Origin of the sequence: Flavobacterium litorale (assembly GCF_019613795.1) — a bacterium.
Classification (GTDB): Bacteria; Bacteroidota; Bacteroidia; order Flavobacteriales; family Flavobacteriaceae; genus Flavobacterium; species Flavobacterium litorale.
This window is the reverse complement of the sequence record NZ_CP080429.1, coordinates 2553815-2579739: the sequence shown is the minus strand read 5'-3', so window position 1 is coordinate 2579739 and position 25925 is coordinate 2553815. Positions and strand designations below refer to the sequence as shown.

At 37.1% G+C, this 25925-nt stretch carries 19 protein-coding genes; 6 read left to right on the top strand and 13 right to left on the bottom strand.

Annotated elements, in window-relative coordinates:
• Nucleotides 1-76: 76 nt before the first annotated feature.
• Nucleotides 77-1522, bottom strand: a complete 1446-nt coding sequence (locus K1I41_RS11740; RefSeq protein ID WP_220640526.1) for a GFO_1087 family putative carboxy terminal peptidase — start codon at nucleotides 1520-1522, stop codon at nucleotides 77-79.
• A 118-nt stretch (nucleotides 1523-1640) separates the two neighbouring features.
• Here K1I41_RS11740 and K1I41_RS11735 point away from each other — a divergent pair, with 118 nt between their 5' ends.
• From K1I41_RS11735 to K1I41_RS11715, 5 genes are read left to right on the top strand one after another with little or no spacing between them, the layout of a single operon-like run.
• Nucleotides 1641-2156: a GFO_1088 family ECF-type sigma factor gene (locus tag K1I41_RS11735; RefSeq protein ID WP_220640525.1), complete on the top strand. Its 516-nt coding sequence runs from the start codon at nucleotides 1641-1643 to the stop codon at nucleotides 2154-2156.
• Nucleotides 2137-2589, top strand: a complete 453-nt coding sequence (locus K1I41_RS11730; protein WP_220640524.1) for a PG0215 family putative anti-sigma factor — start codon at nucleotides 2137-2139, stop codon at nucleotides 2587-2589. The genes K1I41_RS11735 and K1I41_RS11730 overlap by 20 nt, the downstream gene beginning before the upstream one ends.
• Nucleotides 2586-3056: a DUF4252 domain-containing protein gene (locus K1I41_RS11725; RefSeq protein WP_220640523.1), complete on the top strand. Its 471-nt coding sequence runs from the start codon at nucleotides 2586-2588 to the stop codon at nucleotides 3054-3056. Before K1I41_RS11730 ends, K1I41_RS11725 begins: the two co-directional genes overlap by 4 nt.
• A gap of 21 nt (nucleotides 3057-3077) precedes the next feature.
• Nucleotides 3078-3599: a GFO_1090 family protein gene (locus K1I41_RS11720; RefSeq protein WP_220640522.1), complete on the top strand. Its 522-nt coding sequence runs from the start codon at nucleotides 3078-3080 to the stop codon at nucleotides 3597-3599.
• 5 nt (nucleotides 3600-3604) lie between these two features.
• The gene (locus K1I41_RS11715) at nucleotides 3605-4141 is read left to right on the top strand and encodes a GFO_1091 family lipoprotein (RefSeq protein WP_220640521.1); all 537 of its coding nucleotides are present in this window, start codon (nucleotides 3605-3607) and stop codon (nucleotides 4139-4141) included.
• Nucleotides 4142-4311: 170 nt separating this feature from the next.
• On the opposite strand, the gene K1I41_RS11710 is transcribed toward K1I41_RS11715, so the two are convergent.
• Genes K1I41_RS11710 through K1I41_RS11695 form a run of 4 tightly spaced genes read right to left on the bottom strand, consistent with a single transcriptional unit; the run spans nucleotide 4312 to nucleotide 8064 of the window.
• A complete protein-coding gene (locus K1I41_RS11710) occupies nucleotides 4312-4761 on the bottom strand; it encodes a sterol desaturase family protein (RefSeq protein ID WP_220640520.1) in 450 nt (149 codons plus the stop codon).
• A gap of 12 nt (nucleotides 4762-4773) precedes the next feature.
• A complete protein-coding gene (locus K1I41_RS11705) occupies nucleotides 4774-5613 on the bottom strand; it encodes a phytoene/squalene synthase family protein (protein WP_220640519.1) in 840 nt (279 codons plus the stop codon).
• Nucleotides 5614-5624: 11 nt separating this feature from the next.
• Nucleotides 5625-7109 (bottom strand): bifunctional phytoene desaturase/3,4-desaturase, encoded by a 1485-nt coding sequence (gene crtID / locus K1I41_RS11700; RefSeq protein ID WP_220640518.1) that lies wholly within the window; start codon nucleotides 7107-7109, stop codon nucleotides 5625-5627.
• Nucleotides 7110-7164: 55 nt separating this feature from the next.
• Entirely contained in the window at nucleotides 7165-8064 is a 900-nt protein-coding gene (locus tag K1I41_RS11695; RefSeq protein WP_220640517.1) for a MerR family transcriptional regulator, read from the bottom strand.
• A gap of 232 nt (nucleotides 8065-8296) precedes the next feature.
• On the opposite strand from K1I41_RS11695, the gene typA reads away from it, so the two are divergent.
• Nucleotides 8297-10096, top strand: a complete 1800-nt coding sequence (typA, locus tag K1I41_RS11690) for a translational GTPase TypA (RefSeq protein WP_220640516.1) — start codon at nucleotides 8297-8299, stop codon at nucleotides 10094-10096.
• Nucleotides 10097-10186: 90 nt separating this feature from the next.
• On the opposite strand, the gene K1I41_RS11685 is transcribed toward typA, so the two are convergent.
• The 8 genes from K1I41_RS11685 to K1I41_RS11650 form a co-directional block, all read right to left on the bottom strand.
• The gene (locus K1I41_RS11685; protein WP_220640515.1) at nucleotides 10187-10978 is read right to left on the bottom strand and encodes a hypothetical protein; all 792 of its coding nucleotides are present in this window, start codon (nucleotides 10976-10978) and stop codon (nucleotides 10187-10189) included.
• A gap of 61 nt (nucleotides 10979-11039) precedes the next feature.
• Complete coding sequence (locus K1I41_RS12495) at nucleotides 11040-14402, bottom strand: FIDD domain-containing protein (RefSeq protein ID WP_220640514.1); 3363 nt, start codon at nucleotides 14400-14402, stop codon at nucleotides 11040-11042.
• Nucleotides 14403-14437: 35 nt separating this feature from the next.
• Nucleotides 14438-18637 (bottom strand): T9SS type B sorting domain-containing protein, encoded by a 4200-nt coding sequence (locus tag K1I41_RS11675; protein ID WP_220640513.1) that lies wholly within the window; start codon nucleotides 18635-18637, stop codon nucleotides 14438-14440.
• Between the two features lie 38 nt (nucleotides 18638-18675).
• Complete coding sequence (locus K1I41_RS11670) at nucleotides 18676-20973, bottom strand: T9SS type B sorting domain-containing protein (RefSeq protein WP_220640512.1); 2298 nt, start codon at nucleotides 20971-20973, stop codon at nucleotides 18676-18678.
• A gap of 16 nt (nucleotides 20974-20989) precedes the next feature.
• Nucleotides 20990-21832, bottom strand: a complete 843-nt coding sequence (locus tag K1I41_RS11665; RefSeq protein ID WP_220640511.1) for an ABC transporter permease — start codon at nucleotides 21830-21832, stop codon at nucleotides 20990-20992.
• Between the two features lie 17 nt (nucleotides 21833-21849).
• Nucleotides 21850-22755, bottom strand: a complete 906-nt coding sequence (locus K1I41_RS11660; protein WP_220641883.1) for an ABC transporter ATP-binding protein — start codon at nucleotides 22753-22755, stop codon at nucleotides 21850-21852.
• A gap of 96 nt (nucleotides 22756-22851) precedes the next feature.
• Nucleotides 22852-24711 carry a hypothetical protein gene (locus tag K1I41_RS11655; protein ID WP_220640510.1) on the bottom strand — a complete coding sequence of 620 codons (1860 nt, stop codon included), beginning with the start codon at nucleotides 24709-24711 and terminating at the stop codon, nucleotides 22852-22854.
• A gap of 143 nt (nucleotides 24712-24854) precedes the next feature.
• Nucleotides 24855-25913: a nucleoid-associated protein gene (locus K1I41_RS11650; RefSeq protein ID WP_220640509.1), complete on the bottom strand. Its 1059-nt coding sequence runs from the start codon at nucleotides 25911-25913 to the stop codon at nucleotides 24855-24857.
• Between the last annotated feature and the right edge of the window lie 12 nt (nucleotides 25914-25925).

The window sequence follows — 25925 nt, the reverse complement described above, 5'->3', positions numbered from 1 at the left end:
TATGATACATCCGCATACAGGTAAAAGAAAAAGAGTGGCAATTGCCACTCTTTTTTATGCTATTAAGTTTATAGTATTATTGTAATTCTTTTATTAAGGTAAAACCACCTTCGGATACATCCTCTACATACATTTCTGTACCAAAACGGCGTATGTTTTTAGAGTCTTTAAAAAACGGGTGGTTATTACCTGTAGGTAGGCTAAACCTGCCATTCCCTACTATATCTGCAATAGCTGCTGCCAGTAAAGGTTCGTTAGCATCGCCTAGTACACCAAGCTCATCAAAATCCTCTCTAAGTTCAATATCAGGAGCAATACCCTGCTCATACTCACCAAAACCATCTACATTTACAATGCGCAATACAATAGGCTGCATGGCATAAGTATGTGAACCGCTACGATTGTTTCTAGTAAAATTTTGTGAATCGTATAACGTAACCGATCCTACATTTTTACCCGTAGTAACATCGCCTATAACAGTAACATCAATATAGGGCTGTAAACAGTTAATAATTAATTCGCTAGCCGATGCCGTACTGCGTGTGGTTAAAATATATACGCTGTTAAGGTTTAACGAGTTTATGGCTGCACCATTGGATAGCTGTGTAGGGAAGTTATCGTTTAAGGTTTCGGGGTTATTACTTTCGTAAAAATCCTGTAGTTTACTATTCCATTGCTCACGTGCAAACAACTGCCCATTAAACTGCCCAGTAATCATACTAGCCAAGTACGTTGCGGTTCTTACCGAGCCTCCCGAGTTATAACGTAAATCTAAAACCAGTTCGTTAACGCCCTGTCCTGCCAATTGCCCAAAAGCAGCATTAAGTTCCTCATCATAATTACTAAAAAAACCGTTGTACATAAGGTAGCCTATAGTACGGTCGTCTTCGGTAATAACATTAGTTCTAAATACGGGGTTTTCGGCGTATTCCGTTTTTGTAAGCGTAACTTCCTCGCCATTTGGTGTAATTGTACCATCGTTATAATCAGCAAGGTTTAACGTATACGTTTCATTATTTAGTAATCCTCTAAAGTTATCATCGGTTAACGGCGTACCGTTTATGGCATAAAAAACATCGCCGCGTTGTATGTTTTTTGTCGAAGCATCCGAGTTAGGCAGTATATAACGTACATAACCAAAAATGTTGGTTTGCGTATCGTCTGTATATACAAGTCCAAATTCTACACCATTATTAGTAGTAACACCTTGTAAGGAGTTTTCCAGCACCCTATAATCAGATACCAATACACTAAAACGGTCTATAACACCAGGTTCATAAAGTAAACTCTGAAATAGCGATTCTGGACTCGAAAAACCTTCCAAATAGCTGTTAAGCGCACCTTGGTTGCCAAAGCGGTCGTCGGCAAGTTGTGGTACATCTTCCTGCCATAGGTAATATAAGTTTAGCCCTTTCCATATAAAATCGTTAACAGGTACAGCATTATCATCCATGTCTTCACAACTTTGGAAAGCTAATGCGGTAACCATCAAAGTAGTTAGAAATAATCCTATCTTTTTCATTCGTGGCAATTGTTAGTTTTATTAAAACGTAAATTTAATATATTTAATATAATATGTAACAAAAAAATGTGTTGTTCGTCTTCATTTTAATAGCGGTAAACAAAACCAAACCCAATAAATGAATCAATCTGAGTTCATAAAAATAACGAACCCTTTTAAAGACCGTATGTTTCGGTTGGCAAAACGACTGTTGGTAAGTACCGAGGAAGCAGAGGATGCCACACAAGAAGTATTGGTACGGCTTTGGAAGAACAGGAAGAAGTTAGAAACGTATGCTAGCGTAGAGGCACTAGCAATAACCATAACTAAAAATTATTGTTTGGACCAATTAAAATCCAAACGTGCCACTGAGCTACGGATAGTACATACTAATTTTACTGATGGGCAGGCAGGGGTTGATAAACAGGCGGAAGACCGCGATAGCTGGAAATGGGTTGAGAAAATTATGGATACCCTGCCAGAACAACAAAAGATTATAATACAAATGCGCGATGTAGAGCAGTATGATTTTGAAGAAATTGCTAAAATGATGGACATGAACGAAACGGCAGTACGAGTAGCCCTTTCTAGAGCCAGAAAAACAATTAGAGAAGCGCTTATTAAAAAACACAGCTATGGAATTAAGAGAAATTGAAAAATTACTGGAAAAATATTTTGACGCAGCAACCAATACTGCCGAAGAGAATGTGCTAAAAGCCTACTTTTCAGCTCCAGATGTGGCGCCCCATTTGGAACAGTACCGACCTATGTTTGGATATTTTACCCAACAGGCAACAGAGAAGTTTGAGAAAACCGTACCACTAAAACCCAGAAAACGAAATGTAGTGTGGCTCTCGGTAGCAGCAAGCTTTGTAGTAATGCTTGGTCTATATGCAATTCTAGTACCATCCTTTACCACCCCACAAGGTGAGTTGGGTACTTACGAAGACCCTGAAGTAGCTTTCCAAGAAACCCAAAAAGCACTTAATATGCTTTCCAGTCAGGTAAACGTAGGTGTATCAGGAGCTGCCTATTTAGGCGAATACGAAAAATCTAAAAACAAAATCTTTAAAGACACAAAAAAATGAAAAAATTCATAATCACAGCACTATTAGCAGCTATGCCGTTTATTACCTTTGCGCAAGCAGCTTTTGATAAATTTCAGGATCAAGAAGGTATTGACGGAATTGTTCTTAACGAAAATGTAGTTAATATTCTTAATTATATTAAATTATCCCAAGGATCAAAACAAGTACAACCCTACCTACAAAATTTAAAGGATGTAGAGAGTTTAAGGATATTTACAACATCTGAAAAGAAGTATGCTAAGGATATGAAAAAAACAGTAGCTACCTACCTAAGAAAACACAACATGGAGGAGCTTGTTACATTGAATAGCGATGGCACTAAAGTAAAAGTATACATGGTAGCAGGTACCGATCCGTCGGAAATAAACGAACTACTTGTTTTTACTGAGAACAAAAAAGATAATAATACAACATTGATATCTTTTATAGGAAACATAGACCTTGACCAAGAACAAAAAACAAAATAACACAATTTAAAGTAAAACAAAATGAAAAAGATAGTAACCGCACTATTACTAGTGCTAATGCCAGCCGTGTTTTTTGCACAGTCAGCATTTGATAAATTTGATGGGAAAGATGGTGTAACTGCCATTATAGTGAGCAAGAAAATGTTTGCACTAATGAGTAATGTAGATGTAGATACGAGTAATGCAGAGGCTAAACAATATTTGGATTTAATTAAAAAGCTAGATAATTTAAGAGTGTTTACAACCTCGGATAAGAAAGCCATAGCTGATATGAAAACGACCATGACGAGTTACCTTAAAAAATATCCGTTGGATGAGTTAATGCGTATTAACGATAGTGGTAAAAACATTAAGATATATGTTAAAACGGGTAAAACAGAAACGGAAATTAGAGAGCTGTTAATGTTTATTGAGGGCGGAAACGAGGAAACGGTACTAATGACGCTTACGGGTAATTTTGATTTAAGTGAACTATCAGTACTAACAGATAAAATGAATTTACCTGGTGGTACCCAGTTAAAAAGTGCCTCTAAAAAACAGTAACTATAATGAAAAAGATATTTTTTACAGCAGGGATATTATTACTACTATTGGCATCGTGTACCAACGAACCATCGTTGCAGAAGTATTTTGTAGAAAAATCCAAAACCAAAAACTTTGTAGCATTAGATATAGCTCCTAATTTTGTGAATACTGATAGTTTAACGTTAACGGATGGTGAAAAGGAAGCATTACAATCGCTTGAAAAGCTAAACATCTTGATTTTTAAAACCGATTCGTTAGATAATGGCATGTATGCTACCGAACGTAGTAATATAAATACCTTACTTAAAGATGAACGTTATGAGCAGCTAATGCGTTTTGGCTCTAACAAAGATGGAGTGGCCATATATGCTGTAGGTGAGGATGATGCTATTGATGAGTTTGTACTTTTTGCACACCAACAAAACAATGGTTTTGGCGTAGTACGCTTATTGGGCGACGATATGGATATTGGCAATGTTATGGACATGGTGATGCTGATACAAAAAGGTAATTTAAACCTCGATCAGTTAAAGCCGCTCCAAACCATGATTAAAAAATAATAGTATATTAAGGTTAATTATGATAAACCCTCTAAGGAACGAAATTTTCTTAGAGGGTTATTTTTTACTTATTTTTTCGTAATAGTTTTAACGTGCAAAGGCGTAACATAAAAATAGCCTCATTTATGTTTTTAGGACTATTTTATTTGATGATTAAATGCAAAAGTAGATTATTTCTTGAAATATTTAAAAGGTACAATTAACATCCCAAAACATTCGCCTTTGTCTTTACCCAAATGTTTGTGGTGCATTTTGTGGGCTCTCCGTACTGCTTTAGCATATCGGTTATTGGCTTTCCTAAACATTTTAAAACGCTGATGTATAAAAATATCATGCACTAAAAAGTAAGTTAGCCCGTATGCAAAAATACCCAAGCCAATTGCCAAGCCGATTTCCAAGATGTTGTTTTGCCATAGTACAAAGAAACCTATACTTACAACAGCATAAAATATAAAAAAGGCATCGTTACGCTCAAACCAGGAGTCGTGGTCTTTACGATGGTGGTCTTTATGCAAACTCCATAAAAAACCGTGCATTACATATTTGTGTGTAAACCATGCCATAAATTCCATCATGAAAAATGTAAGTATAAAAACCAATATATGGATATAAAGTGCCATAAAACGCGTAAATTATATAATATTAAACCTGTAGTTTATGTAACATTTTGCCAATAGCCCCACTTTTTGATAATCGGGTACACGAATACGTGCCGATTTTATCTTCATAGGTGGTGTTTTTTTCAATTTCGTTAAAAGCTTTTTATAGTACACATAGGCGGTGTATACACCAAACTTAGCCTCGGCAGGTAATTGTACAATACCTTTATAACCTTCTGCCAAATCTGCTTCTATTTCTGCTACAATTTGTCTTTTAACGCTATCGTCCATTTCTTGCAAATTTAATGCAGGAAAGTAGTTTCTGTCAAGTGCTTCCGTGTCATCTTTCAAGTCGCGTAAAAAATTTACTTTTTGCAATGCCGATCCTAATCGCATAGCGGGGGCTTTTAATGCCTCGTATTTAGCATCATCATTACCTGTAAATACCTTTAAACACATTAGCCCTACTACATCTGCCGAGCCATAAATATATTCGTTGTATTCCGAAACACTTGTATAGTCTTTTTTATACAAATCCATTTTCATACTTTTCATAAAGCTATCAATAAGCTCCTTGGGTATGTTGTATTTGTTTACCGTATGCTGGAAAGCATTTAGTACTGGATTAAGACTGATGCCATCTTTTAACGCGTTGTCCATATCGTTTTCAAACAACGTAAACAGTCGTTCCTTATCATAATCATGAAAAGTATCCACTATTTCATCCGCAAAACGAACAAAACCGTATATATTATAAATATCTTGGCGTATGCGTGGCGATAGCATTTTTACTGCAGAAGAAAAAGAGGTACTGTACGCATTGGTTACATTACGACTGCATTGGTAGGAAATTTGATCGAAAATTGACTTCATAGTTATTTTCTTTACACGGTTACTTTTGTTGCTTTATTTAACTGTTTTGATATTAATCCTGCGGTTAATTTACCCGAAATAAGTGCAGGGGGTACTCCTGGTCCTGGTACGGTTAACTGCCCCGTAAAATACAGGTTTTTTACCTTTGCACTTTTTAGTTTTGGACGTAAAAATGCAGTTTGTAGCAGTGTATTGGCTAACCCGTAAGCATTACCTTTGTAGGAGTTATAATCTTTTATAAAATCGTTTACACAATACGATTCTTTAAACAGTATATGCGATTTTAATTCCTGCCCTGTTAATTGCTCTACACGGTGTATTACTTTTTCAAAGTACTCATCACGCAGCTCTGGTGTATCTTTTATACCAGGGGCAAGGGGTATTAAAAACGTTCCTGCTTCCATGTTTGGAGGGGCACTGTGCCCATCGGATTTAGACGGGAATCGGACGTAAAAAAGAGGGTCTTTAGGCCACTTAGGATTATCGTAAATAGCTATAGCGTGTGCATCAAAATCAGTATCAAAAAATAAATTATGATGCTCTACGTTTTTAATTGTTGTATCAAAACCTACATAAAACAATAAGGAAGATGGTGCAAAAGTGCGTTTTTCCCAGTATTGCTCGCTGTAACCTCTGTAGGCTTTATCAAGTAAGGTTTCGGTATGGTGGTAATCGGCACCACTCATAATAATATCACCTTTAACTTTAGTGCCGTTAACCAACATCCACGATGCCGTACCATTTTCTACACCTATTTTCTCTATGGCAGCGTTGGTATGTATGGTTACACCCAAACTGCGTGCAAGGGTTTCCATAGCACTAATTACACTAAACATACCACCTTCGGGGTGCCATGTGCCCAAACCAAAATCGGCATAATTCATAAAGCTGTAGAATGATGGCGTATCGGATGGTTTTGCGCCTAAAAACAGTACAGGAAACTCTAGTATTTGTATTAATTTATTGTTTTTGAATTTTTTGCGTACATCGCGTGATATATTGCTAAAAAACTGTCCTAATTTTTTTACTGTTTGTGGTGTTACCAACTCCAAAGGCGATTCGCCAGGGCGGTACACCAAATCTTTTATGGCAATATCATAATTGCTTTTAGCCTCATCTATAAACTCCTGTAACATGGCTGCACTGCCAGGCTCAATGGTTTCAAAAGTTGCTTTTATGTCCTCTAATTTGCTATCAATATCAACATAATCATTCTTGCCAAAATACACACGGTAGCCAGGCGATAGTTGCGTTAACTTATAATAGTCTTGTGGTGTTTTGCCAAAATCGGCAAAAAAGCGCTCAAAAACATCGGGCATCCAGTACCAAGTTGGTCCCATATCAAAGGTAAAGCCATCTCTTTGGTACTGTCGGGCTCTTCCGCCTACAGTAGTATTCTTCTCAAATATAGTTACGCTATGCCCATCTTGAGCCAGATAACATGCTGCTGCTAATGAAGAGAAACCAGAGCCGATTATTTTTATTTCTTTACGCATTTGTTTATTTAAAATATAAAATAATTAAACATGTTTAATTACAAGGTAGTAGGGTTTACAATGAATTCCCGAAATCGCTGATAGACTGGAATAATGTTACATTATTATTTAGCAATTCTGATTTTATAAATTGAATGTTATGCCCAAATATGTATAAGTTGGTGGTATCATCGTTAACCAACTCCGTCATTAAACTCTTAATATAATCATTTATTTGATCCATTGCGGGTTCTACCGTAACGTAAGTTACAAAAGTTACCTTATCAAAATAGTTTTTTACTTGCTTTAAACTGTCCAAAGGCACACTTTCTCCAAGAAATATAGATTTATACCCATTTAATGCCAACTCGTAGTTAATAAACATTAGTCCCAAATCGTGTATTTCTCCGTGCGGCAAATACAGTATGTAGGTTCTGTCGGTTTTTTTAGGAGGATCTAATAGTAGCTTCTCAAGGTTAGAGGCTAATTTTTGTTTGATAAGAAAACTTATAAAATGCTCATGAGCAGGTGTTATGGTATTTGTTTGCCATAACACGCCTATTTCTGTAAGCAATGGTATAAAGAAATCGTAAAATATTTCTCTAAACGACTTTTCTTGCAGTATGGCATTGTAGGTATTAAGGAAAAGTACCTGATCGAAATTCATCATCGACAACTTAAAGTTGTTTAGCACATGGTTGGACATACTTTTGTTAGAAAGTATCTCTTTTACCATTACAGGCAGTTTTTCCTCTGGCATTTTGGATATTGCAGATATTTTGTACCCAAAATTGTGTAATGTGGATATATTTAGTAACTTCTGCAAGTTTTCTATGTCGTAGAAGCGGATATTCGTTTCAGTACGCATAGGCTCAAGAATATTATATCTTTTCTCCCATATGCGTATCGTATGTGCTTTAATCCCCGAAAGGTTTTCTAGGTCACGAATATTAAACTTTGTCTTTACGTTGTTCATAGTTTTGCTAAAAAGGTTAAACAAATATAATTTAATTAACTGTACTTGCTTTCTTTTTTTAGAAAAAGTTATGATTATTGCCATTCTAAACCCTTGTTTATAATCATTTTTAGTATCAAAGCCTTTATTTGTTACTAAATTGTGTTTTGGTGTTAATAAAAGCTAAACCCTTAATAACTAATGTTTTTTTTGTCGAAATAAAGTGTATTTTTGCAGCTTCAAAAAAACAGAGATGACGTCTATTAGAAACATTGCGATTATTGCCCACGTTGACCACGGTAAGACTACATTGGTTGACAAAATTATGTACCATTGCCAATTGTTCCGTGAAAACGAAAACACTGGTGATCTTATTTTGGATAACAACGACTTGGAGCGTGAGCGTGGTATTACCATTACCTCCAAAAACGTTTCGGTAACGTATAAAGGAACTAAGATTAATATTATTGATACTCCTGGTCACGCCGATTTTGGAGGAGAAGTAGAGCGTGTATTAAACATGGCCGATGGTGTTTGCCTTTTGGTTGATGCTTTTGAAGGACCTATGCCGCAAACACGTTTTGTATTACAAAAAGCTATAGACCTTGGTTTAAAGCCATGTGTTGTTATTAATAAGGTTGATAAAGAAAACTGTACGCCAGAAGAAGTGCATGAAAAAGTATTTGACCTTATGTTTGAGCTAGGTGCAGAGGAGTGGCAGTTGGATTTCCCGTCAGTTTATGGTTCAGCAAAACAAAACTGGATGTCTACCGACTGGCGTAACAAAACAGAAAACATAGAGCCATTGCTTGATATGGTTATAGAGCACGTACCAGCACCAAAAGTATCAGAAGGTACACCACAAATGCTGATTACATCGTTAGACTTTTCGAGCTTTACAGGACGTATTGCTATAGGACGTTTACAACGTGGTGTATTAAAAGAAGGCATGAATATATCGTTAGTAAAGCGTGATGGCAAAATAACGAAATCAAAAATAAAAGAGTTGCATACTTTTGAGGGGCTTGGTCGTTTAAAAGTAGCTGAAGTTGTAGCAGGTGATATTTGTGCTGTGGTAGGATTAGAGGGCTTTGAGATTGGCGATACTATTGCTGATTTTGAAAACCCAGAAGCACTTAAATCCATAGCTATAGATGAGCCTACTATGAGCATGCTGTTTACCATTAACGATTCGCCATTTTTTGGTAAAGAGGGTAAATATGTTACCTCACGCCACATTAAAGATAGGTTAGCTAAAGAGCTTGAAAAAAACCTTGCACTTAGGGTAGCAGAAACGGATAGTGCCGATAAATTTATGGTATTTGGTCGCGGTGTACTGCACTTATCTGTACTTATTGAAACCATGCGTAGAGAAGGGTATGAGCTACAAATTGGGCAACCACAGGTTATTATAAAAGAAATTGATGGCGTTAAATGTGAGCCTGTAGAGGAACTTACTATTGATTTACCAGAAAACCTTTCGGGGCGTGCCGTAGAGTTTGTAACCTTACGAAAAGGAGAGATGCTAAGCATGGAGCCAAAGGGCGAACGTATGGTAGTAAAATTCCTTATCCCATCGCGTGGTATAATCGGATTGAGAAATCAGTTGCTTACCGCTACTGCTGGCGAGGCTATAATGACGCACCGCTTTTTGGAATACCAACCGTTTAAAGGCGACATTCCAGGACGTATTAGTGGTTCGTTAATTTCAATGGAAAATGGTAAAGCAATACCTTATTCTATTGATAAACTTCAGGACAGAGGTAAATTCTTTGTAGATCCTAATGAGGATATTTATGAGGGACAGGTTATTGGCGAGAACTCTCGTGGTGACGATATGACGGTAAACGTAACTAAAACTAAAAAGTTGAGTAACGTACGTTCGTCTGGAGCAGATGACAAAGCCAAAATTATTCCTGCAATTAAATTCTCGTTGGAGGAAGCCCTAGAGTATATCCAAAAAGACGAATACGTAGAGGTAACACCTAAAAGTATTAGATTGCGTAAAATATACTTAAACGAAACGGATAGAAAGCGTTTTAAAATTGCTTAAGCTTTAGTTACGTATTACAGATAGATTTAAAAAAGCCCTATACGAAAGTATAGGGCTTTTATTATTTGGCTAACCTTATTTCTTACCTCACTAATATTCGTATTTGAACTCGTCTGTTAAATTATCATTTTTGTAATCAAGCCTTATAATAGGTCTACCATTACCATCAAAAGTATATTCATGTTTAAAAGTATCATTACCAATTTCTTTTATTAAATATTTATTTGCTGATGCAGTTTCGTTACCATATAGGCTGTTATACATTAATACTCCGTTTGATGCATATCCGCCCGTAAAGTAATCAGTATTAAACTGTAAATCTGTATCACTATACTCAAAAGATCTACTAATAAACGTACCATAACTACCCGAAATGGCATTGTATCCATCAAATATAACTTCGTAAGTAGTACCTTCACTAACTTCTTTGTATATTAAGTTATTACTGTTAAGGTAATACGTTTTTACGCCTTGGGTGGTGCCAAAACTTTCGGCTGTAATAGTGTTGTCATTATTGTACGTGTAATTAACATAATACGCTTCGTCTAGTTGGCTGTTTTCATATTTCATATGCATAATTCGCTCTTGATTATCGTATATAAAAGAATGTAAGTAACCTCCATTAGACTTTGTTATGTTATGTAATAGCCCATTGGAAAAGTATTCGTAATTAATACTTCCTTTAAAAAAATCGCTTGAGTTATAAAATTTTATCGATTCTAATTTGCCATTAGAGAATAGATAACGTTGTATAACTTCATTAGGATTTCCAGTATAACTTCTTCGAACTATCTTTTTAGGTTGTGTATTTGTACTACCATCATCACTAGAGCATCCAAAGATTAACAAAGAGGTTATTGTTAAGAGAAATAATTTTTTCAAGACTATAAATTTTAAAAATTAAAGCCGCGAAATTAGATATTTAAATCTGCATATCAAATATTTATCGTACCAAACTAAAATGCCCTTTTACAGTTCTGCCATCTTCCAAGCGTATAACGTACCAATAATCGGTAGCAGGTAATTTATCGCCATTATAGTAGCCGTCCCAGCCTATACCTCTTGGGCTTACTCCTGTAATTAATTTACCATAACGGTCGTAAACATAAATTTTGCTTTTAGCATAAATTTCGCTGTTGATACCAACTATCTGCCAAGTTTCGTTAACGCCATCGCCATTGGGTGTAAAAAATTTGGGTATGGATAGTACCGCTATATCTCGTGATACTATTCCGCAACCATTTGTATCGTAAACATATACCGTATGCAATCCAGGCGTTACATTTTCAAAAATATTAGATGTTTGAAAAGGACCTTCTGGTAAATCTAGGCTGTATTTGTAAATAGTGTTTACACCGCCTGTAGGCGATGTTAATACGGTTACTGTATTGTTATCAACAAGGTCGGTTACAATAACATCATTAATAATCGCAACGTCCGATGCGGCTACTGTTATTGTTCGTGCTTTTTCGCACCCATTACTATTTGTTACGGTTACGCTATAAATTCCAGGTTCGTTAACTAATATTGAGCTTGTTGTTGCTCCTGTAGACCATAGGTAGGATGTATTTGCTGGATTGCCTGTTACACCACTATCAAGCCGTATAAATGCTCCTGTATTATTACATACAATTGCTTCTTCTTCGGTAACAATATCGGGTAACTCATATACCACAAGTTGAATTTCTTGCAGTAGTGTACAATCGTTATCATTTTCTACACGGGCATATACACTCTGCTCGTAAGGGTCTGTATTTGTATAATCCAACCCTATAGCATTTTGCTCTAATAAGGCATCGGTGGCATTGGCATAGTATACTATACTATCAACTTCATTTTCTAAACCCGCATCCTCAAGGTTAAAAGCATATAAGCCATCCTCTGTGCCATCATCATCACAATGGGTTAGCACAATAGGGGTAGACCCATTGGTGTTTACCGCTAACGTTAATGGTAATATCCTAAAGCAACCCGTTGTAGTATTTGTAACCTTGGCACTTACAATTTGCGGATTCTCTGTATTGGTAAATACTCCTGTTATAATATTTGTTTCTGTAGTTGCATTTGCATCATTTTCATAGTAGGTTACTAAAATATCAGGGTTATCATTGGTGAAAAAATTGTTTGCTTCTTCAAGGTTAAACTGTGTAATTCCATCAGGGGTAACTCCTAAATCGCATTGTACCAATACTGCATCAGTTATTAATGTTGGTAATGGGTTTACAATTAGTGTTATAGGTTCTATAGCAAAACATTCGGCAAAAGTAGTATTAACTACACGAATAAAAACAACCTGTTCATTAGCTGTAGTATTATAAAATTCTTCGGGTAAAGCATCATCTTCATCCTCTGCATTAGCCTCTGTACGGTAGTAGGTTGCCGTAAAGTTTTCAGTATCTTGTACCAATGCTGTTGTAACTTCTGTAAGATTAAACGTAGCCTGACCGTTAGCATCATTACCATCAATAGCATCATCGCATATACTAAAGCGGGTATCGTTTAGCACTGGAGTATTGGATGTGTTTATTTGAAAAGACGATGTAGCATAACAAGCCGTATTGCTCCTGTTTTGTATTCTTACATATAGTGTTTGCGGAGTGGTAGTGTTGGTAAATGCTGTGGCATTTACAGCACTAGTATCATTATCTGCATTTTCTTGCGATTCGTAGTATCGTACTTCAAATTGTGTATCCAACTGTCCGCCTAACACATTAGCATTGTTATTGGTTAGGTTAAAGGTTGTAACACCATCATTATCAGGGTCACATTCTGTTAGGGTAGTAGGTTGGTTAGCTATGGGAACGCTAGAAATAGTTACCGTACTGGTTACGTTAAAAATTTCGGCTTCGCTTGTTACATCTGCAGTTACGGTATAGGCACCTGGAGCTGTATAGTTATGTGTAGGGTTTAATTCTGTAGACTCAGTACCGTCGCCAAAATTCCATGTTATACTATCAATTTCACCTACAATCGTATTAATTTCAAATTCGGTTGCATCGCCAAAACAAGTACTTTCAGTTATTATTTCTGCAGAGAATAAGGATGTAATAAAGGGTGGTAGCCCAAAAGTAGCTAATGTTCCAGCAGGCAATGCTACGGCATTAAGTTGAAAATCGCAGGCTAAACCATCTTCTTCTGGACTATTAATAACATCCAGAAATCCTGTGCTTATTACAGAACGGTATATTTTGCCGTTAGGACCTAATTGTAGTGCTGTTGAGTTATTTATGACGGATGATATAACGGTTTCTGAGGCTGGTATATCGTCAGCCTCCAAGTTATACTGTCGTAATTCGCTTATATCTGCTGCATTTCGCGCGGTAACATATAATTTCTTGGATTGTGCCGAAAATTCAATACCATACGTTGTTACATTATCACTCATGAGCGTAATAGGATTGCTTACTATACCTGTTTCGTTATCAAAATCGTACAGGTACGCATTTCCGTTTATTTGAGTAGTACCTTCTACGGTTGCGTTTTGGTTGTGTGCAACAGCAATTTTGCTACCATTTGGCGATGCTTTTATATATCCAATTGCATTTCGTCGGTATCCGTCAATAGTAATAACAGGGTTTATGGTTGTAATAACGGGGTCTTCGGTTACACCATTTTCATCCACAAAAAAGGCATAAAAGTTATTTATAAAGTGGGTTATTATCCAAAAACCACTACCAGAGGCATTTTTTACGGCTGTTATTTTTTCTGAGCATTGGTATTTTATTTCATCTTCGTTATCGGGATTGTACGTTACTAAATGTACGTTACGTGTGGTAACATCGCCAATGCTACCGTTTACACCTGTTACCGATAGATCTACTATAGAGTAGTTAAGTCCGTTATTAAAACCGTCGTCTGCTTGTGGTACGGTTTGTCCAGGGTCACCATCGTAATTACCTGCAAATTGTGCAGGAAATACCGCCGCATTTTGATGGTGTGGTTCATCAACCGTAAATACATAGTATATATTTGGGTCGCCCTTTTTAGGAACTATTATACCCGATTGTGCACTAGAAGGATCGCCCAGAAGCCCTGTTCCTATGCTATAATTTCCGTTTGGCATTATAACATGATTTCTGTCCCATACATTTCTACCGTCCGTATAAAACAACAAATTTCCTTCGGCGTCGGATATTGTACTGCAACCTTCATTAGTATCCATTGCGCTGCCTGATAATGCTATTACAGAGCCATCTTCAAGAAATTGGATACCTGCATTTTGTCCGAAAAACCAGTTATCAGCTTCACCCTGTGCGGTTACGGTTATTGATAATAGTAGAAGTATAATTGGGATTAAGCGTTTCATATAGCGTTAATTTGCATCCAAAAATAGGGATTTTTTTACCTTACCATTGCAAAATGTCCATTAATTGTTCTGCCGCTATTAAACTCTATTTTAAACCAATAGTCTGTAGCAGGGAGGTTATGCCCATTGTATGTACCGTCCCATCCTTGTTGGTTTCCTGCGTAGCTTGTTAGTACTTTTCCGTAACGGTCAAAAATAAAAACTCGGGCATCTGGAAAGTAATATAAGTATTTTACATTCCATAGCTCGTTCGTACCATCGCCGTTAGGGGTAAAAAATTTAGGATAGTTTAGTATTGGGATTTCAATCTCTATGGTTTTACAATTGTTTTTAGCACGTACATATATAGTGTATATGCCTGGTGTTAGATTATCGAAAACGTTATTTTCCGAGAAAAGTACATTATCTATAGAAAACTCGTAATCTCCAGGATTAGTAGCAATATTAACTGTTATCCTATTTCTTGCTACTGTAAAATCAGTAACATCTATCGTATATTCTATTTCAGGTAAGGGTAGTATTGCTATTGTAAACGATGTTATGCCATAGCCAACACAACCCGATGCGTACTCGAGCCTAGCCCATATGGTTTGATTGGTGTAGGGAGTGTTGTTGGTGTAAAAACGATTGAGTTTGTTTGTACCATTTTCGGCATCTTGTGCGCTTGCGTAATAGGTAACCACAGTATTTGGCTCGCCATTTTTAATAAGGCTGTCGTTTTTATGCAAATCAAATAATTGGTAACCGTTTTCTTCAGAATCGCACGATAGTATATCTTCAGGTATACCTGTCTGGACTGTATTATCTATGTTTAAAATAAATTGCGTTTGGGTATAACAATCTGCCAAAGTATTCATTCTAACATATATTGTTTGCGGCATAGTTATGTTTCGGTATTCCTCTGGATTTGTAATGGCATTTTCACCACTAGCAGTATCTTCTGCTGATGTATGGTAGGTAATGGTTATACCGTTTTGGGTGCCTATAAACATTGCGCTGTGTTGCGTAAGGTTAAAGGTTGTAACTCCATCATCTACATTATCATCATCGCACTTGGTAAGGTTTACATTAATATTGTTGTGGTTGTTAACCGTAGGTTCGGGTACTATGTTTATAGTGAACGATGTAACATCGTAACAGCCATCATTTAGTACATCGGTGCGAACCCATATTTGTTCGCTTTCGTAGGGGGTGGTGTTTTCGTACAATGTTCCAATATCGTTTGTACCGTTTAGGGCATCATCTTCGGTAAGGTAATAAGTAATTGCAGCATCGTCATTTCCATTAGCAACTGCTTCGTTGTTTAGCGTTAAATCAAATTCAGCAAAACCATTATCACTACATAAGTAGAGGTTTTCGGGTTCTCCTGCACCAGGTAGTACAGCAAGTGTAAAAGTGTTAGTAGCACTACAGCCTGTTACAGAATTGGTAATGGTTACATGAATTACCTGCGGATTCGCTATATTATAATAATTTTCAGGATTTAGTATAGGCGTATCTTTTGGGGTACCGTCCTCATCTTCGTAATATGTAAATAGCATATTTTCTTGGCTGCCCTGCATTGCTGCTTCGTTACTTGTTAGATTAAAGCTAATTATTCCATCATCAATAGCATCGTTATCGCACGATATGATATTAGGAGGCATATTGTCCTCACTTTCAAATGTTGGAATGTTGTATACACCTATGGTAAAGCTCACATAATCGGTACAACTTTCGGTTGTTTTATCCAACCGTGCCCATAAGGTTTCTGTACTATATGGTGTTTGGTTTTGGTACGTATAACCTATATCATTCTCGTTATTTTCGGCATCTTCCTCTGTGCGGTAATACGTTACTATAGTATCTTCGTTACCGTTTGCTACTAAATTATTATTAATCGCCAAATTAAAGGTGGCAATACCGTCTTCATCTTCGCAAATTGCCAAATCGTCAGGTAGTCCAGCTCCTGGTGTAACGGTTAACGTGAATGTGCCTAGTGTAAAGCACCCCGTAATTGTATTTAACGTCCTGTAATGAATAAGCTGTGGGTTGCCCACGTTGCTATATGCCTCGGGCGATGCAAGGGGGTTGGGTGCGGGTTGCCCCCCAATATCTTCGTAATAGTAAAAAATAATATTTTCAGAACTGCCTGCTAGTAAATTCTCGTTACTTGTTAAGTCAAATTCAATCGACTCATCCGCTATCCCATCATTATCGCAACGTATCATATCAGGTAGTAAACCGTTGGGCGTATTAAAACTGGGTATGGGGTGTACGTTAATAGTAAACGAAGTAAAAGCAATGCACTCTTCGTTTTCTTTTTCCATTCTAACCCATATTTGCTCGCTTGTATAGGCAGTTTGGTTTTGGTATAACGAACCCACGGCATCAATAGCATTTTCTGCATCTTCTTCCGAAGTATAGTAGGTTATACTAGCGTTAGTAGCCGTGTTGGCTATAACATCGTCATTATTAGCTAGGTTGAATTCGAAGAAACCATCATCATCACAAACCGAAAAATCATTGGGTACCCCTATACCTGGTGTTACAGTAATTTGAAATGCCCAGCTTGAAAAACATTCTGTTAACAAGTTGGTCATTCTCAGGTATATCCATTGGCTGTCCGATGTATTGTTGTAGGCCTCTGGCTCATCAATACGATCTTCGCCATTTACTGCACCACTAAACGATGTATGGTAAGTAATAGCTATATCAGTTTGGTCAGCAATAAACATTGTTTCGTACTGTGTAAGATCAAAAGTAGTCACCATATCATCCACACCATCGTTATCACATTTGGTAATGCTTAAACTAATGCTATCAGGATTATTAAATATAGGATTCGGTTGTGCCTCTACAATAAAAGATACTACATCGTAACATTCGCCATCCATTAATTCACGGCGTGCCCACAACTGGTCACTCTCGTAAGGAGTGGTGTTTTGGTACCAAGTTCCTATATGATTTTCACCACTCTCGGCATCTTCTTCACTTATATGGTAAGTAATAACGGCATCGGTACTACCGTTGGCTATAGCGGCTGTATTTTCTGTTAAATCGAATATACCAATGCCATTACCGCTACATACGTACAGGTTTTGCGGTGTGCCTGCAACAGGCGATACTACGCTTAAATTAAACGTACCTGTTGCGCTACAGCCCGTTACTGTATTGGTAACTATTACGTGTATTATCTGTGGGTTTTCTGTATTTGTATAGTTTTCAATATTGGTTATAGGGTCTTCATGCGGGATACCGTCATTATCTTCATAGTAATCAATTTCAATATTGTCGGGATTGCCCAATACAATTTCGTTCTCTGTTAAATCAAACGCTGTAATTCCGTCATTAATACCATCGTTATCGCATGCTACCAAATTAACAACTTCATCTATATGGGGTGTTACAACAATTTCGAACGTTTCGTTAGAAAAACAGCCTGTTACTACATCCGTCATTTTCATGTAAATGGTTTGTGTAGTACTGGTGTTCTGAAAGGTACTTGGCGATTCTATTGGGTTTTCGCCCGTCATCATATCATTTATGCTTACGTGGTAGGTGAGCGATACGCCTGTTTGGTCGCCAATAAACATGGCAGCGTGCTGCTCTAGGTTAAAGGTTGTTATACCATCGTATACCTCGCCATCATCACATTCTGATAGGTCGATTGGGATGTTATTGGGGTTGTTAAAAACAGGAATATCATGAAAGGTAGCAGTACCCGTCCATTCTATAGAAAAGTTAGATGAACCATGAGGGCGGTCTATAATCAAATAATATATATCGCCATCTTCCGCTTCAATCCATTGTATAAACGAGTTTCCATCGGGTCCAGGTCCTTCCGATACATCTGTTTCCGTATCGTTCATTCCCGTAGTATTATAGTCTTGCCCTGCTGCAAGCGGATTGGTTGTGGAGCAGCGTATGGCTTCGTCGAGTTCATCACATTCCACATTAGGACCAAATAACCAAAAATCGAAATCGACAACAAGGTCGTCTATTTCTTCGGGTGTAATTGTAAAGCCAAGCGTACCACCGTCTTTTATAATTATTTTAAGCCAAATACTGTTATTTTCTTGGCTGCTACAAACATTTTCGGCGGAGTTGAGCTCCTGTATGCCTACGCCTGTAGCATCGAGACCATAATAGTCGTCGTTGCCACATACTACTATAGCATCAGGACAATCGTTTTGTGCATACAGCCCTGACGAATATAATATGAATAGTAATATTACCCTGAAAATCTTTTTCACGGAATTATAGCGTTAATTTTTTTATAAATATATAAAAATTAGCGCACTAGGGCAAAATGTCCTCGAATAGTTTTTCCGTTTTCTAGAGTTATTAAAAACCAATAATCGGTAGCAGGTAGCTTTTTTCCGTCAAGATTGCCATCCCAACCGTTGCTAGCCCCTTTAAAGCCTGAAACTATTTTTCCGTAACGGTCAAAAATAGTTACCCGTATTTCGGGTCGGCTGTTCATAAACGGTATACGCCATGTCTCGTTTGTACCATCGCCGTTTGGCGTAAAGAATTTTGGGTAATCGAGTACAAAAACACTATCGGTGTATACGGGGTTACAGCCGTTTTTATCTCGTATATAAACCGTATACTCTCCCGATGGTAGTCTATTAAAGGTATTTGTATCCTGATATGTAATACCGTTTAATGAGTATTCGTAATTGCCCAAACCTTCGGGGGTTATGGTAATACTGTTGTTATTGCCTGTAAAATCGTTTATAGTAATAGTAGCATCTGTTGCAATGCCCGACTGTAATACGGTAAATGTTTTACTGCCTTCGCATCCAAAATTGTTGGTAATGGTAACGGTATATGTTCCTGTTTCGATTACTGTTATGGATTGCGAATCTTGCTCAAGCTCGGTGTCCCATTTGTACGATGCAAATCCTGCACCTGCATTAAGTACTACGCTATTGTTATCGCACAGGTAAACTTCTTCGTCCGTTCCGTTTTCACCAAACGAGTATATAATCAGTTCCAACTCCGCAATGCCGTAACAGGCACTACCACCAAAAATACGTGCGTATACGGTTTGCCCACCTGCAACGGTATTGGTAAAGTTTTCGGGGTTGGGTATAGGGTTTGTAGCTTCCAGCGCATCTTCTGCGGTAAGATAATATTGTAGCTCTAGGTTATCGGGTAGTCCAGCTAATATTTCGTCGTTTCGTTGGTTTAAGTTGAGTGCAAAAAAACCATCATCCGTATCATCCTCGTCGCAACTTGCAATAGGGGTAGGTGTGGTAACACCATTGGCAGATGTTGCCAGTACAACAGTACTAATGCTGTAGCATCCGTGTTGGTTTTGTACCCTTGCATATATTTCTTGGTCGGGTTCCGTATTTTCGTAAAGTGTGGTATTGGTAATTACATCAATACCATTTTCGGCATTCTCGATGCTTTCGTAATAATTCACACCTAAATTAGGGTTTTCGTTGGTAACCAATGGCGTAGCCAAATTAAGGTTAAACGTGGTCAGCCCATCGTTATTATCATCACATTGTATAAGCGTGCGGGTTACTATTTCGGGATTGGTAGCATATTCAATGGTTACCTCACCATACGAGAAACAATCGGCGGTTATGGCTACGGCTACATTATACGTACCTGCTTCTGTAACTTCGTACGTAGCACTATCATTAGCTTCGTTAATAGGTGCACCGTCTTTAAACCATTCGTACCCTGTAGCAAACGGATAAGTAGCATCTAGCAGTAGTGTTTCGTCCTCACATAACGGGTTATTTAACGATAATAGCCTGTTATTCCCCAAATCGGTAGTGGCTGTAAAACTCCCGCCTCCTAAAAATATAGCCGAATCGTATAGGTTGTTACCTTGGTCGGCAACCACCAATTTTATATGGTAGGTAGTACCAGCAGTAACGTTTGCCTGTGCTTTTAGTATTACGGTTTGCCCGTTATAGTTGGTATTATGCTCTACGGGGTTAAATGCATCAAAATATTGTTCGTTGGCTGCAGGGCATACACCTGTGCCACGTACGGTATTTACCCTAACGGGTATATTGGTATTGGGTATTACCGCTAAGTTTTGGTACGTATCGCTGTCTACTTCTTTTAATAAAAAGGCAAAACCGTCGGTAAAATTGCATTGCGCATTAGAGGTTATACTGGTTAAGTATTGTTCTGACGAAAAGATATAGTCAAAACTAATTACATTGGTTAGCGGAACAAAATCGAACTCCAGTACAGTGGCATTTATGGTATTGTTTACCCCCAACGCTGTTTGGAGGTCTACATCGCCAGGCCAGTCTGTGCCGCCTTCGCTTAGCAAAGTGCTGTTGGGTCCAGGTGCCGATGATGCCAACCCTGTACTTAATACAATACCGTTTTCAAACGGGAAATCGGAGGTGCCTCGTTCAAAATACCCGTAACTTATACCATCTTGCCAACCGTTTACAGATACATTGGATACTGATGCACACGAATTGCTTACCAGTGCCTCTACCATTTGTTGTGCTGTGTAGGTATCGTCTACCTCTATATATTGTGCTGAAGCTGATGTTGTTACTATCAGCAATAAAAAAGTATAATAATGCAATAACCGTATTTTCATAGCGGTTGCAAAGGTACTACAAATCCCTCTTTTTTAGTATCTTATATGACATAAAAATGAAGAAAGCAGTCCATGCCAATACTATAACAACCTCATACCAGTGAATTCCGTAAAACTTTGGTTTAACAGCACCAGCCGTGTTCATACTCTCTAGTGCTTGATAGGCTTGAAAACGCGTAACAGGTTCTTTAACTAGGTTACTCATCGATTCTAGTGGAAAAAACTGTACTATATTTTCACTAATCGTATCATCTTTTACAATTTGCCAACGCAGTAGCCCATGCATAATTTTCTCTATAATGTACCATACAAATATAAACCCGATGGCAAATGCCGAACGTTTTACAAGTATACCTGCAAATAAACAAAAAGAGAAAAAAGCGATAAGTTTTAGTAGGTAACCCCCAATGTATTCCATTTCTGAGAATACTATAGCGGTTTCTGTGTACGATGAAAAGCTGTACCCTAATGTAAGGGACATTAAAAATATGAATAGGGTAGAACCTACTGCAAATAGTATTACCGTTAAAAATTTAGATTGTATAAATTCACGTTTACTAAGCCCATCTATAAGGTTTTGTTTTAGCGTACCGTAGGTATATTCGTTGGACATCATGGAAACAATTACCAATGCCAAAAAGAATTTTAGTATGGCAGCTATGTAGGTGTTAAAATGCCAGATGTACGGGAAGTTAAAAATACCTTGGTCTGCCAATCTAAAATCGATACCAATAATTTTAAAGTTTACCGACGCTAATAAGGCTATAAAGGATAATAACACGAAGTAGCTTATTATTAATACCTTACTCGATGTATTTTTCCACAATTTTTGGAGTTCTATATTTAAAAGACGTTTCATAATAAATAGGGGGGAGATTAGTTAGATGTTTTTTTAGCAGTTAGCTCAATAAATTGCTCCTCTAGGCTGTTTTTACGTAATACCATATGGTTAACACAAATACCTTTTTCAAACAAATAGCGGTTTAAATCGCCACCGTTTAAATGAGCATTGAGGTATACAAACAATTTATCGTCGTTAACCTCCGTTTTTGTTATGGCAGGATGCCCTGATAATGCTTCCTCTAATTGCTTGTTGTTTTCTGCCTGTAGCTCAAAAAAGCCTTCGTTAGCCGTCATTCCATTAACGCTACCCGTATATAATACTTCGCCTTTGCGTAATACTACAACGTGGCTACATACTTTTTCTACCTCGTCCAGTAAATGCGATGCTAACAGTATAGTAGTACCCAAAGTAGCTATTTTTCGGATTATCTCTCTAATTTGTCGTATACCCTGTGGGTCAAGCCCATTAGTAGGTTCATCTAATATTAATATCTCAGGATCGTTAAGTAAGGCAGAGGCTATGGCAAGGCGTTGTTTCATTCCTAACGAATAGGTTTTAAACTTACTGTGCTTTCTTTCCAGTAGTCCAACCAACTCTAATTTTTCGTCTATTTTGCTATAGTTAATTCCTTTTATATCGCATACCAGTTTTAAGTTTTGGTACGATGTCATGTAAGGGTAAAAGTTAGGACGCTCTATAATTGCACCTACCTTTTTTAGTGCTGCGTGAGTAGTGTTAGTACCTCCAAACCAACTGTAACTACCAGAGGTTTTGTTTACAACGTTGAGTATAATACCAAGTGTAGTCGACTTTCCGCTACCGTTAGGACCTAATATACCGTATACGTTACCTTTTTTTATTTCGAAAGAAACGTTTTTAACAGCGTGTATTTTCCCATACCTCTTATCGAGGTTATTAATAGTTAATATGGTTTCCAGTATGTGAAGGAATTATGGTTTGTTACTTATTTTGACGATAATATACCTTTATTGTTACTAAAAACAGCAATAAATTTTAACTTTTATTGTTCAGTATTATTCGTAAGGTACTATTGTAGGTTTACTAATGCGGAAGTTAGGTAGTGTAATATCGTCGTTTTTAAAAGTATTCGTTTTTAAAAGGTTATTCCCTTCACCCGGTATGGTAGGGTAAAATGCCATAGAAATTTGAAAGCTGTTAAAAACAAGGTAATCATTGTAAATAAGTAATCCGACGCCAAATTTTGTATATGCTTTACTTTGGTAGAGTTTGTTGAATTTATCGCCAATCATGCCCATGGTAAAGTTTACAAACGGATTAATACGAAATCCCCAAAGGTTCCAAGGGGAGTAGGATTGTGTTTGCATGGTAAGCAGGAACTTTTTTGTACCTACAAGCGTTCTGTTATTAAACCCCTGTATACCGTTTTGCTCATTAATATTAATTTGGTCGGTTATAATTTGTTGACGTTTACTACCTATTACCAGTACGGGCTTTATAAAATTCCTAAAACGCCAATTACCCAATTGTTTTACGTTACTAAAATATAGCATATCCAGACGGAATACGGTTTGGGCTGATCTTCCTTTGTAGAAAAATGACCCTATTTGGGCGTTGGCACTAAAAAAGCCAAAATTGTAGTAGTGTCCGTAGGCATAACGTCCGCTAAGGTACAGCCTTTGCTGGTTGTTTTTTTCTTGTAAACCAAAGGTGCTAGAGTATGCGCGGCCTATAGGAATATCTTCTATAATGTCATAATTGAACAGGAATTTATCTTGTGTAAATTTTCGGGATGTAACCCCTATACTTGCAAGATACATTCGTTCGTTGCTATAGTAATTAATGGAGTCGTAAGCTATGGCAGGCGACTCCTCAAAATCTTTTTGTAAAAAGCCCAGTGTAGTTACAAAATTGGTAGTACGTTCGGCTGTATCGTCTTTGTTTGGTATGCCATGTGCATACCCTGCCCAATAATCTTGTGTTACTGATTTTTGATTTTGTATTTCCCATTTACCTTGTGCATCGGGTAACGAGTCGCGTACCAACTCTTCGGCAACATAAACACCCCCTGCCCATCGGGTAACAGGCGAAAAGAATATACGCTGAAAGCCAATACTTTTTAAAGAACTTTCGTCTTCTAGTACAGCATAATTAATCTCGCTGTCAATATAAGTATTTTTAATATTGGCTACTTGGTAGCGTGCAAGATAGGCAGTTTGTCCAGTATTAAAATCAGTATCTACACGGTTTTCAAACTCATGTCCCCAGCCCATAAAGTTACGTTCAGTAATTTCGATATTTGTACTGGAGCTGGATATTGAGCCATTTGGGGTTAAACTCCAAGAGTCTAATACTCTTACGCAAACATCTACAGAGTCTTTGCTGTTGGCTATGGGTACGGGCTTTATAACTACCCTACGCACAAACCTATCAGCACGAAGTAAACGTTCTGATTCCTGTAGTAGTAACGAATCGAGCCGTTGGTGTTTTTTAAATAGCAGCCTGTTTTTTACTGCAAATTGTTTTGTTTTTATATGGGCATGATTACCCGTGCGCTCAATCCACTTTTTTGGTTTTCGGGTAGTGTCTGATACCGAATAACCAAATGGGTCGAGTGTTACAATTTTTATATTTCTAATAATTTTGCCCTCGCCCTCTCTGTACAATTGGTGTATTTCTTCTTGGCTGTTATGGCTGGTTGTTTTTGTTTTTCTTCTGGAAGGTGACTTGAAAAGTAGTTTGTGTAGTAGTTTTGTAAATTTACTTTTTTTAGAGTATTGCTCTATGTCTTTATACATGGCTTGTTGTTGTTGCTGTTTTTTAACCGTGTCGTTTTTAGTATCCTTGTTTTGTGCAACAACAGGGGCGTTTGCTAAAAAAAGCAATATTAACAGCAATTTTATTCTACTATGCATTTTTATTCTCCTTCGTTCTGCGCTAAAATTATAGTTTTAATGGCTAAGTAATGCTAAATATACTACTTTACAGTAAGGTTTATATTACGTTTAATAAAAAAGAGGCTATAAAAACCTCTTTTTAAATTTATGTTGTATACTAGTTATACTTTTTGCTCCTTGTTAAAGTATACCAGGTAATAATACATTTGCTTTTCCTCGTCCCATCCTTTTTCTACAAACTTTTCAGCACTTTTGGGGTTTACAAAATCCATTTTTATTTGGATGTTGGTATCCAGATTAATTACATTCTTTATCTTTTTACGTGCATCGTTTACTGCTGCATTGGCAATCGGGAAGTTGGTAACGTCCTCTATACTGTACTTAGGGGCTTTTTCTGTTTTGTAATGTTTAAATTCAGGAATTAGCTCAGGATTATCCAATACTTCGTTTAAAAAGTTGGTTTCTTCAAAATCGTCATTCTTTGCAAAGTAATTTACAGAACGGTTCATAAACATTACTTCTTCCTTTTTATCCTCGGCGGGTAGTACTACATCCTTAGCAAAATCTTGTACAAACTTCATGTATTTTTTAGTCATAAAGTTTTCGTCCTGAAAGGCATCTACTGATAAAAAGTGCTCCAACCAATAGCGTGCATCGTAGCGGTTACTATCTATAGTTAATATTTTATAGCCCTCCTCTTTTTTATAATTAAATATAAGGCAGCCTTTATCCAGCTTGTTCAGGTTAATACCTTGCTGTAATAATACCTCAAGGTTGCTTCCTTTTTCTTCAAATTGAAGAAAATCTGTTTTTATTTCGCTTTTAAAAATACCTATGGCATCAGTAACGTTATTATCTATAGTAACATTGCTTAGGTAGGCTACATATACCTCTCCGTTTTTAATGTGCGGATGGTTGGATTGTTCGTATAAATGTTTTGTTATTTTTTTAGATACTTCGTGCGCATCGCTAGGGTTATTAAATAACTCCGTTGCCAATTTGTACATATCATGATAATCTAAATCTACCTCGTGTACAAACTGAAAGTAATTTTCTTCTTTATCCCTAAAAGGTTTAAAAAAGTACTCTTTTAATAACGGTACAATTTCGTCGTTAAGCCCATACGGCTGCTCCGATAAAAATATTGCTTCGTTACGGCTTTTATTACCTACCCTGTGTATGGATAGGTTTTCGATATGTGTATTAAATAGATTAATCATTTATTTACTGTA

What these genes read in the sequence shown, in the direction of transcription:
- K1I41_RS11720 (WP_220640522.1), top strand. Translation starts at nt 3,078, where the DNA reads ATGAAAAAGATAGTAACCGCACTATTACTAGTGCTAATGCCAGCCGTG.
- K1I41_RS11705 (WP_220640519.1), bottom strand. Translation starts at nt 5,613, where the DNA reads ATGAAGTCAATTTTCGATCAAATTTCCTACCAATGCAGTCGTAATGTA.
- K1I41_RS11715 (WP_220640521.1), top strand. Translation starts at nt 3,605, where the DNA reads ATGAAAAAGATATTTTTTACAGCAGGGATATTATTACTACTATTGGCA.
- K1I41_RS11725 (WP_220640523.1), top strand. Translation starts at nt 2,586, where the DNA reads ATGAAAAAATTCATAATCACAGCACTATTAGCAGCTATGCCGTTTATT.
- K1I41_RS11740 (WP_220640526.1), bottom strand. Translation starts at nt 1,522, where the DNA reads ATGAAAAAGATAGGATTATTTCTAACTACTTTGATGGTTACCGCATTA.
- K1I41_RS11735 (WP_220640525.1), top strand. Translation starts at nt 1,641, where the DNA reads ATGAATCAATCTGAGTTCATAAAAATAACGAACCCTTTTAAAGACCGT.
- crtID (WP_220640518.1), bottom strand. Translation starts at nt 7,109, where the DNA reads ATGCGTAAAGAAATAAAAATAATCGGCTCTGGTTTCTCTTCATTAGCA.
- K1I41_RS12495 (WP_220640514.1), bottom strand. Translation starts at nt 14,402, where the DNA reads ATGAAACGCTTAATCCCAATTATACTTCTACTATTATCAATAACCGTA.
- K1I41_RS11670 (WP_220640512.1), bottom strand. Translation starts at nt 20,973, where the DNA reads ATGAAAATACGGTTATTGCATTATTATACTTTTTTATTGCTGATAGTA.
- K1I41_RS11650 (WP_220640509.1), bottom strand. Translation starts at nt 25,913, where the DNA reads ATGATTAATCTATTTAATACACATATCGAAAACCTATCCATACACAGG.
- K1I41_RS11730 (WP_220640524.1), top strand. Translation starts at nt 2,137, where the DNA reads ATGGAATTAAGAGAAATTGAAAAATTACTGGAAAAATATTTTGACGCA.
- K1I41_RS11655 (WP_220640510.1), bottom strand. Translation starts at nt 24,711, where the DNA reads ATGCATAGTAGAATAAAATTGCTGTTAATATTGCTTTTTTTAGCAAAC.
- typA (WP_220640516.1), top strand. Translation starts at nt 8,297, where the DNA reads ATGACGTCTATTAGAAACATTGCGATTATTGCCCACGTTGACCACGGT.
- K1I41_RS11695 (WP_220640517.1), bottom strand. Translation starts at nt 8,064, where the DNA reads ATGAACAACGTAAAGACAAAGTTTAATATTCGTGACCTAGAAAACCTT.
- K1I41_RS11665 (WP_220640511.1), bottom strand. Translation starts at nt 21,832, where the DNA reads ATGAAACGTCTTTTAAATATAGAACTCCAAAAATTGTGGAAAAATACA.
- K1I41_RS11710 (WP_220640520.1), bottom strand. Translation starts at nt 4,761, where the DNA reads ATGGCACTTTATATCCATATATTGGTTTTTATACTTACATTTTTCATG.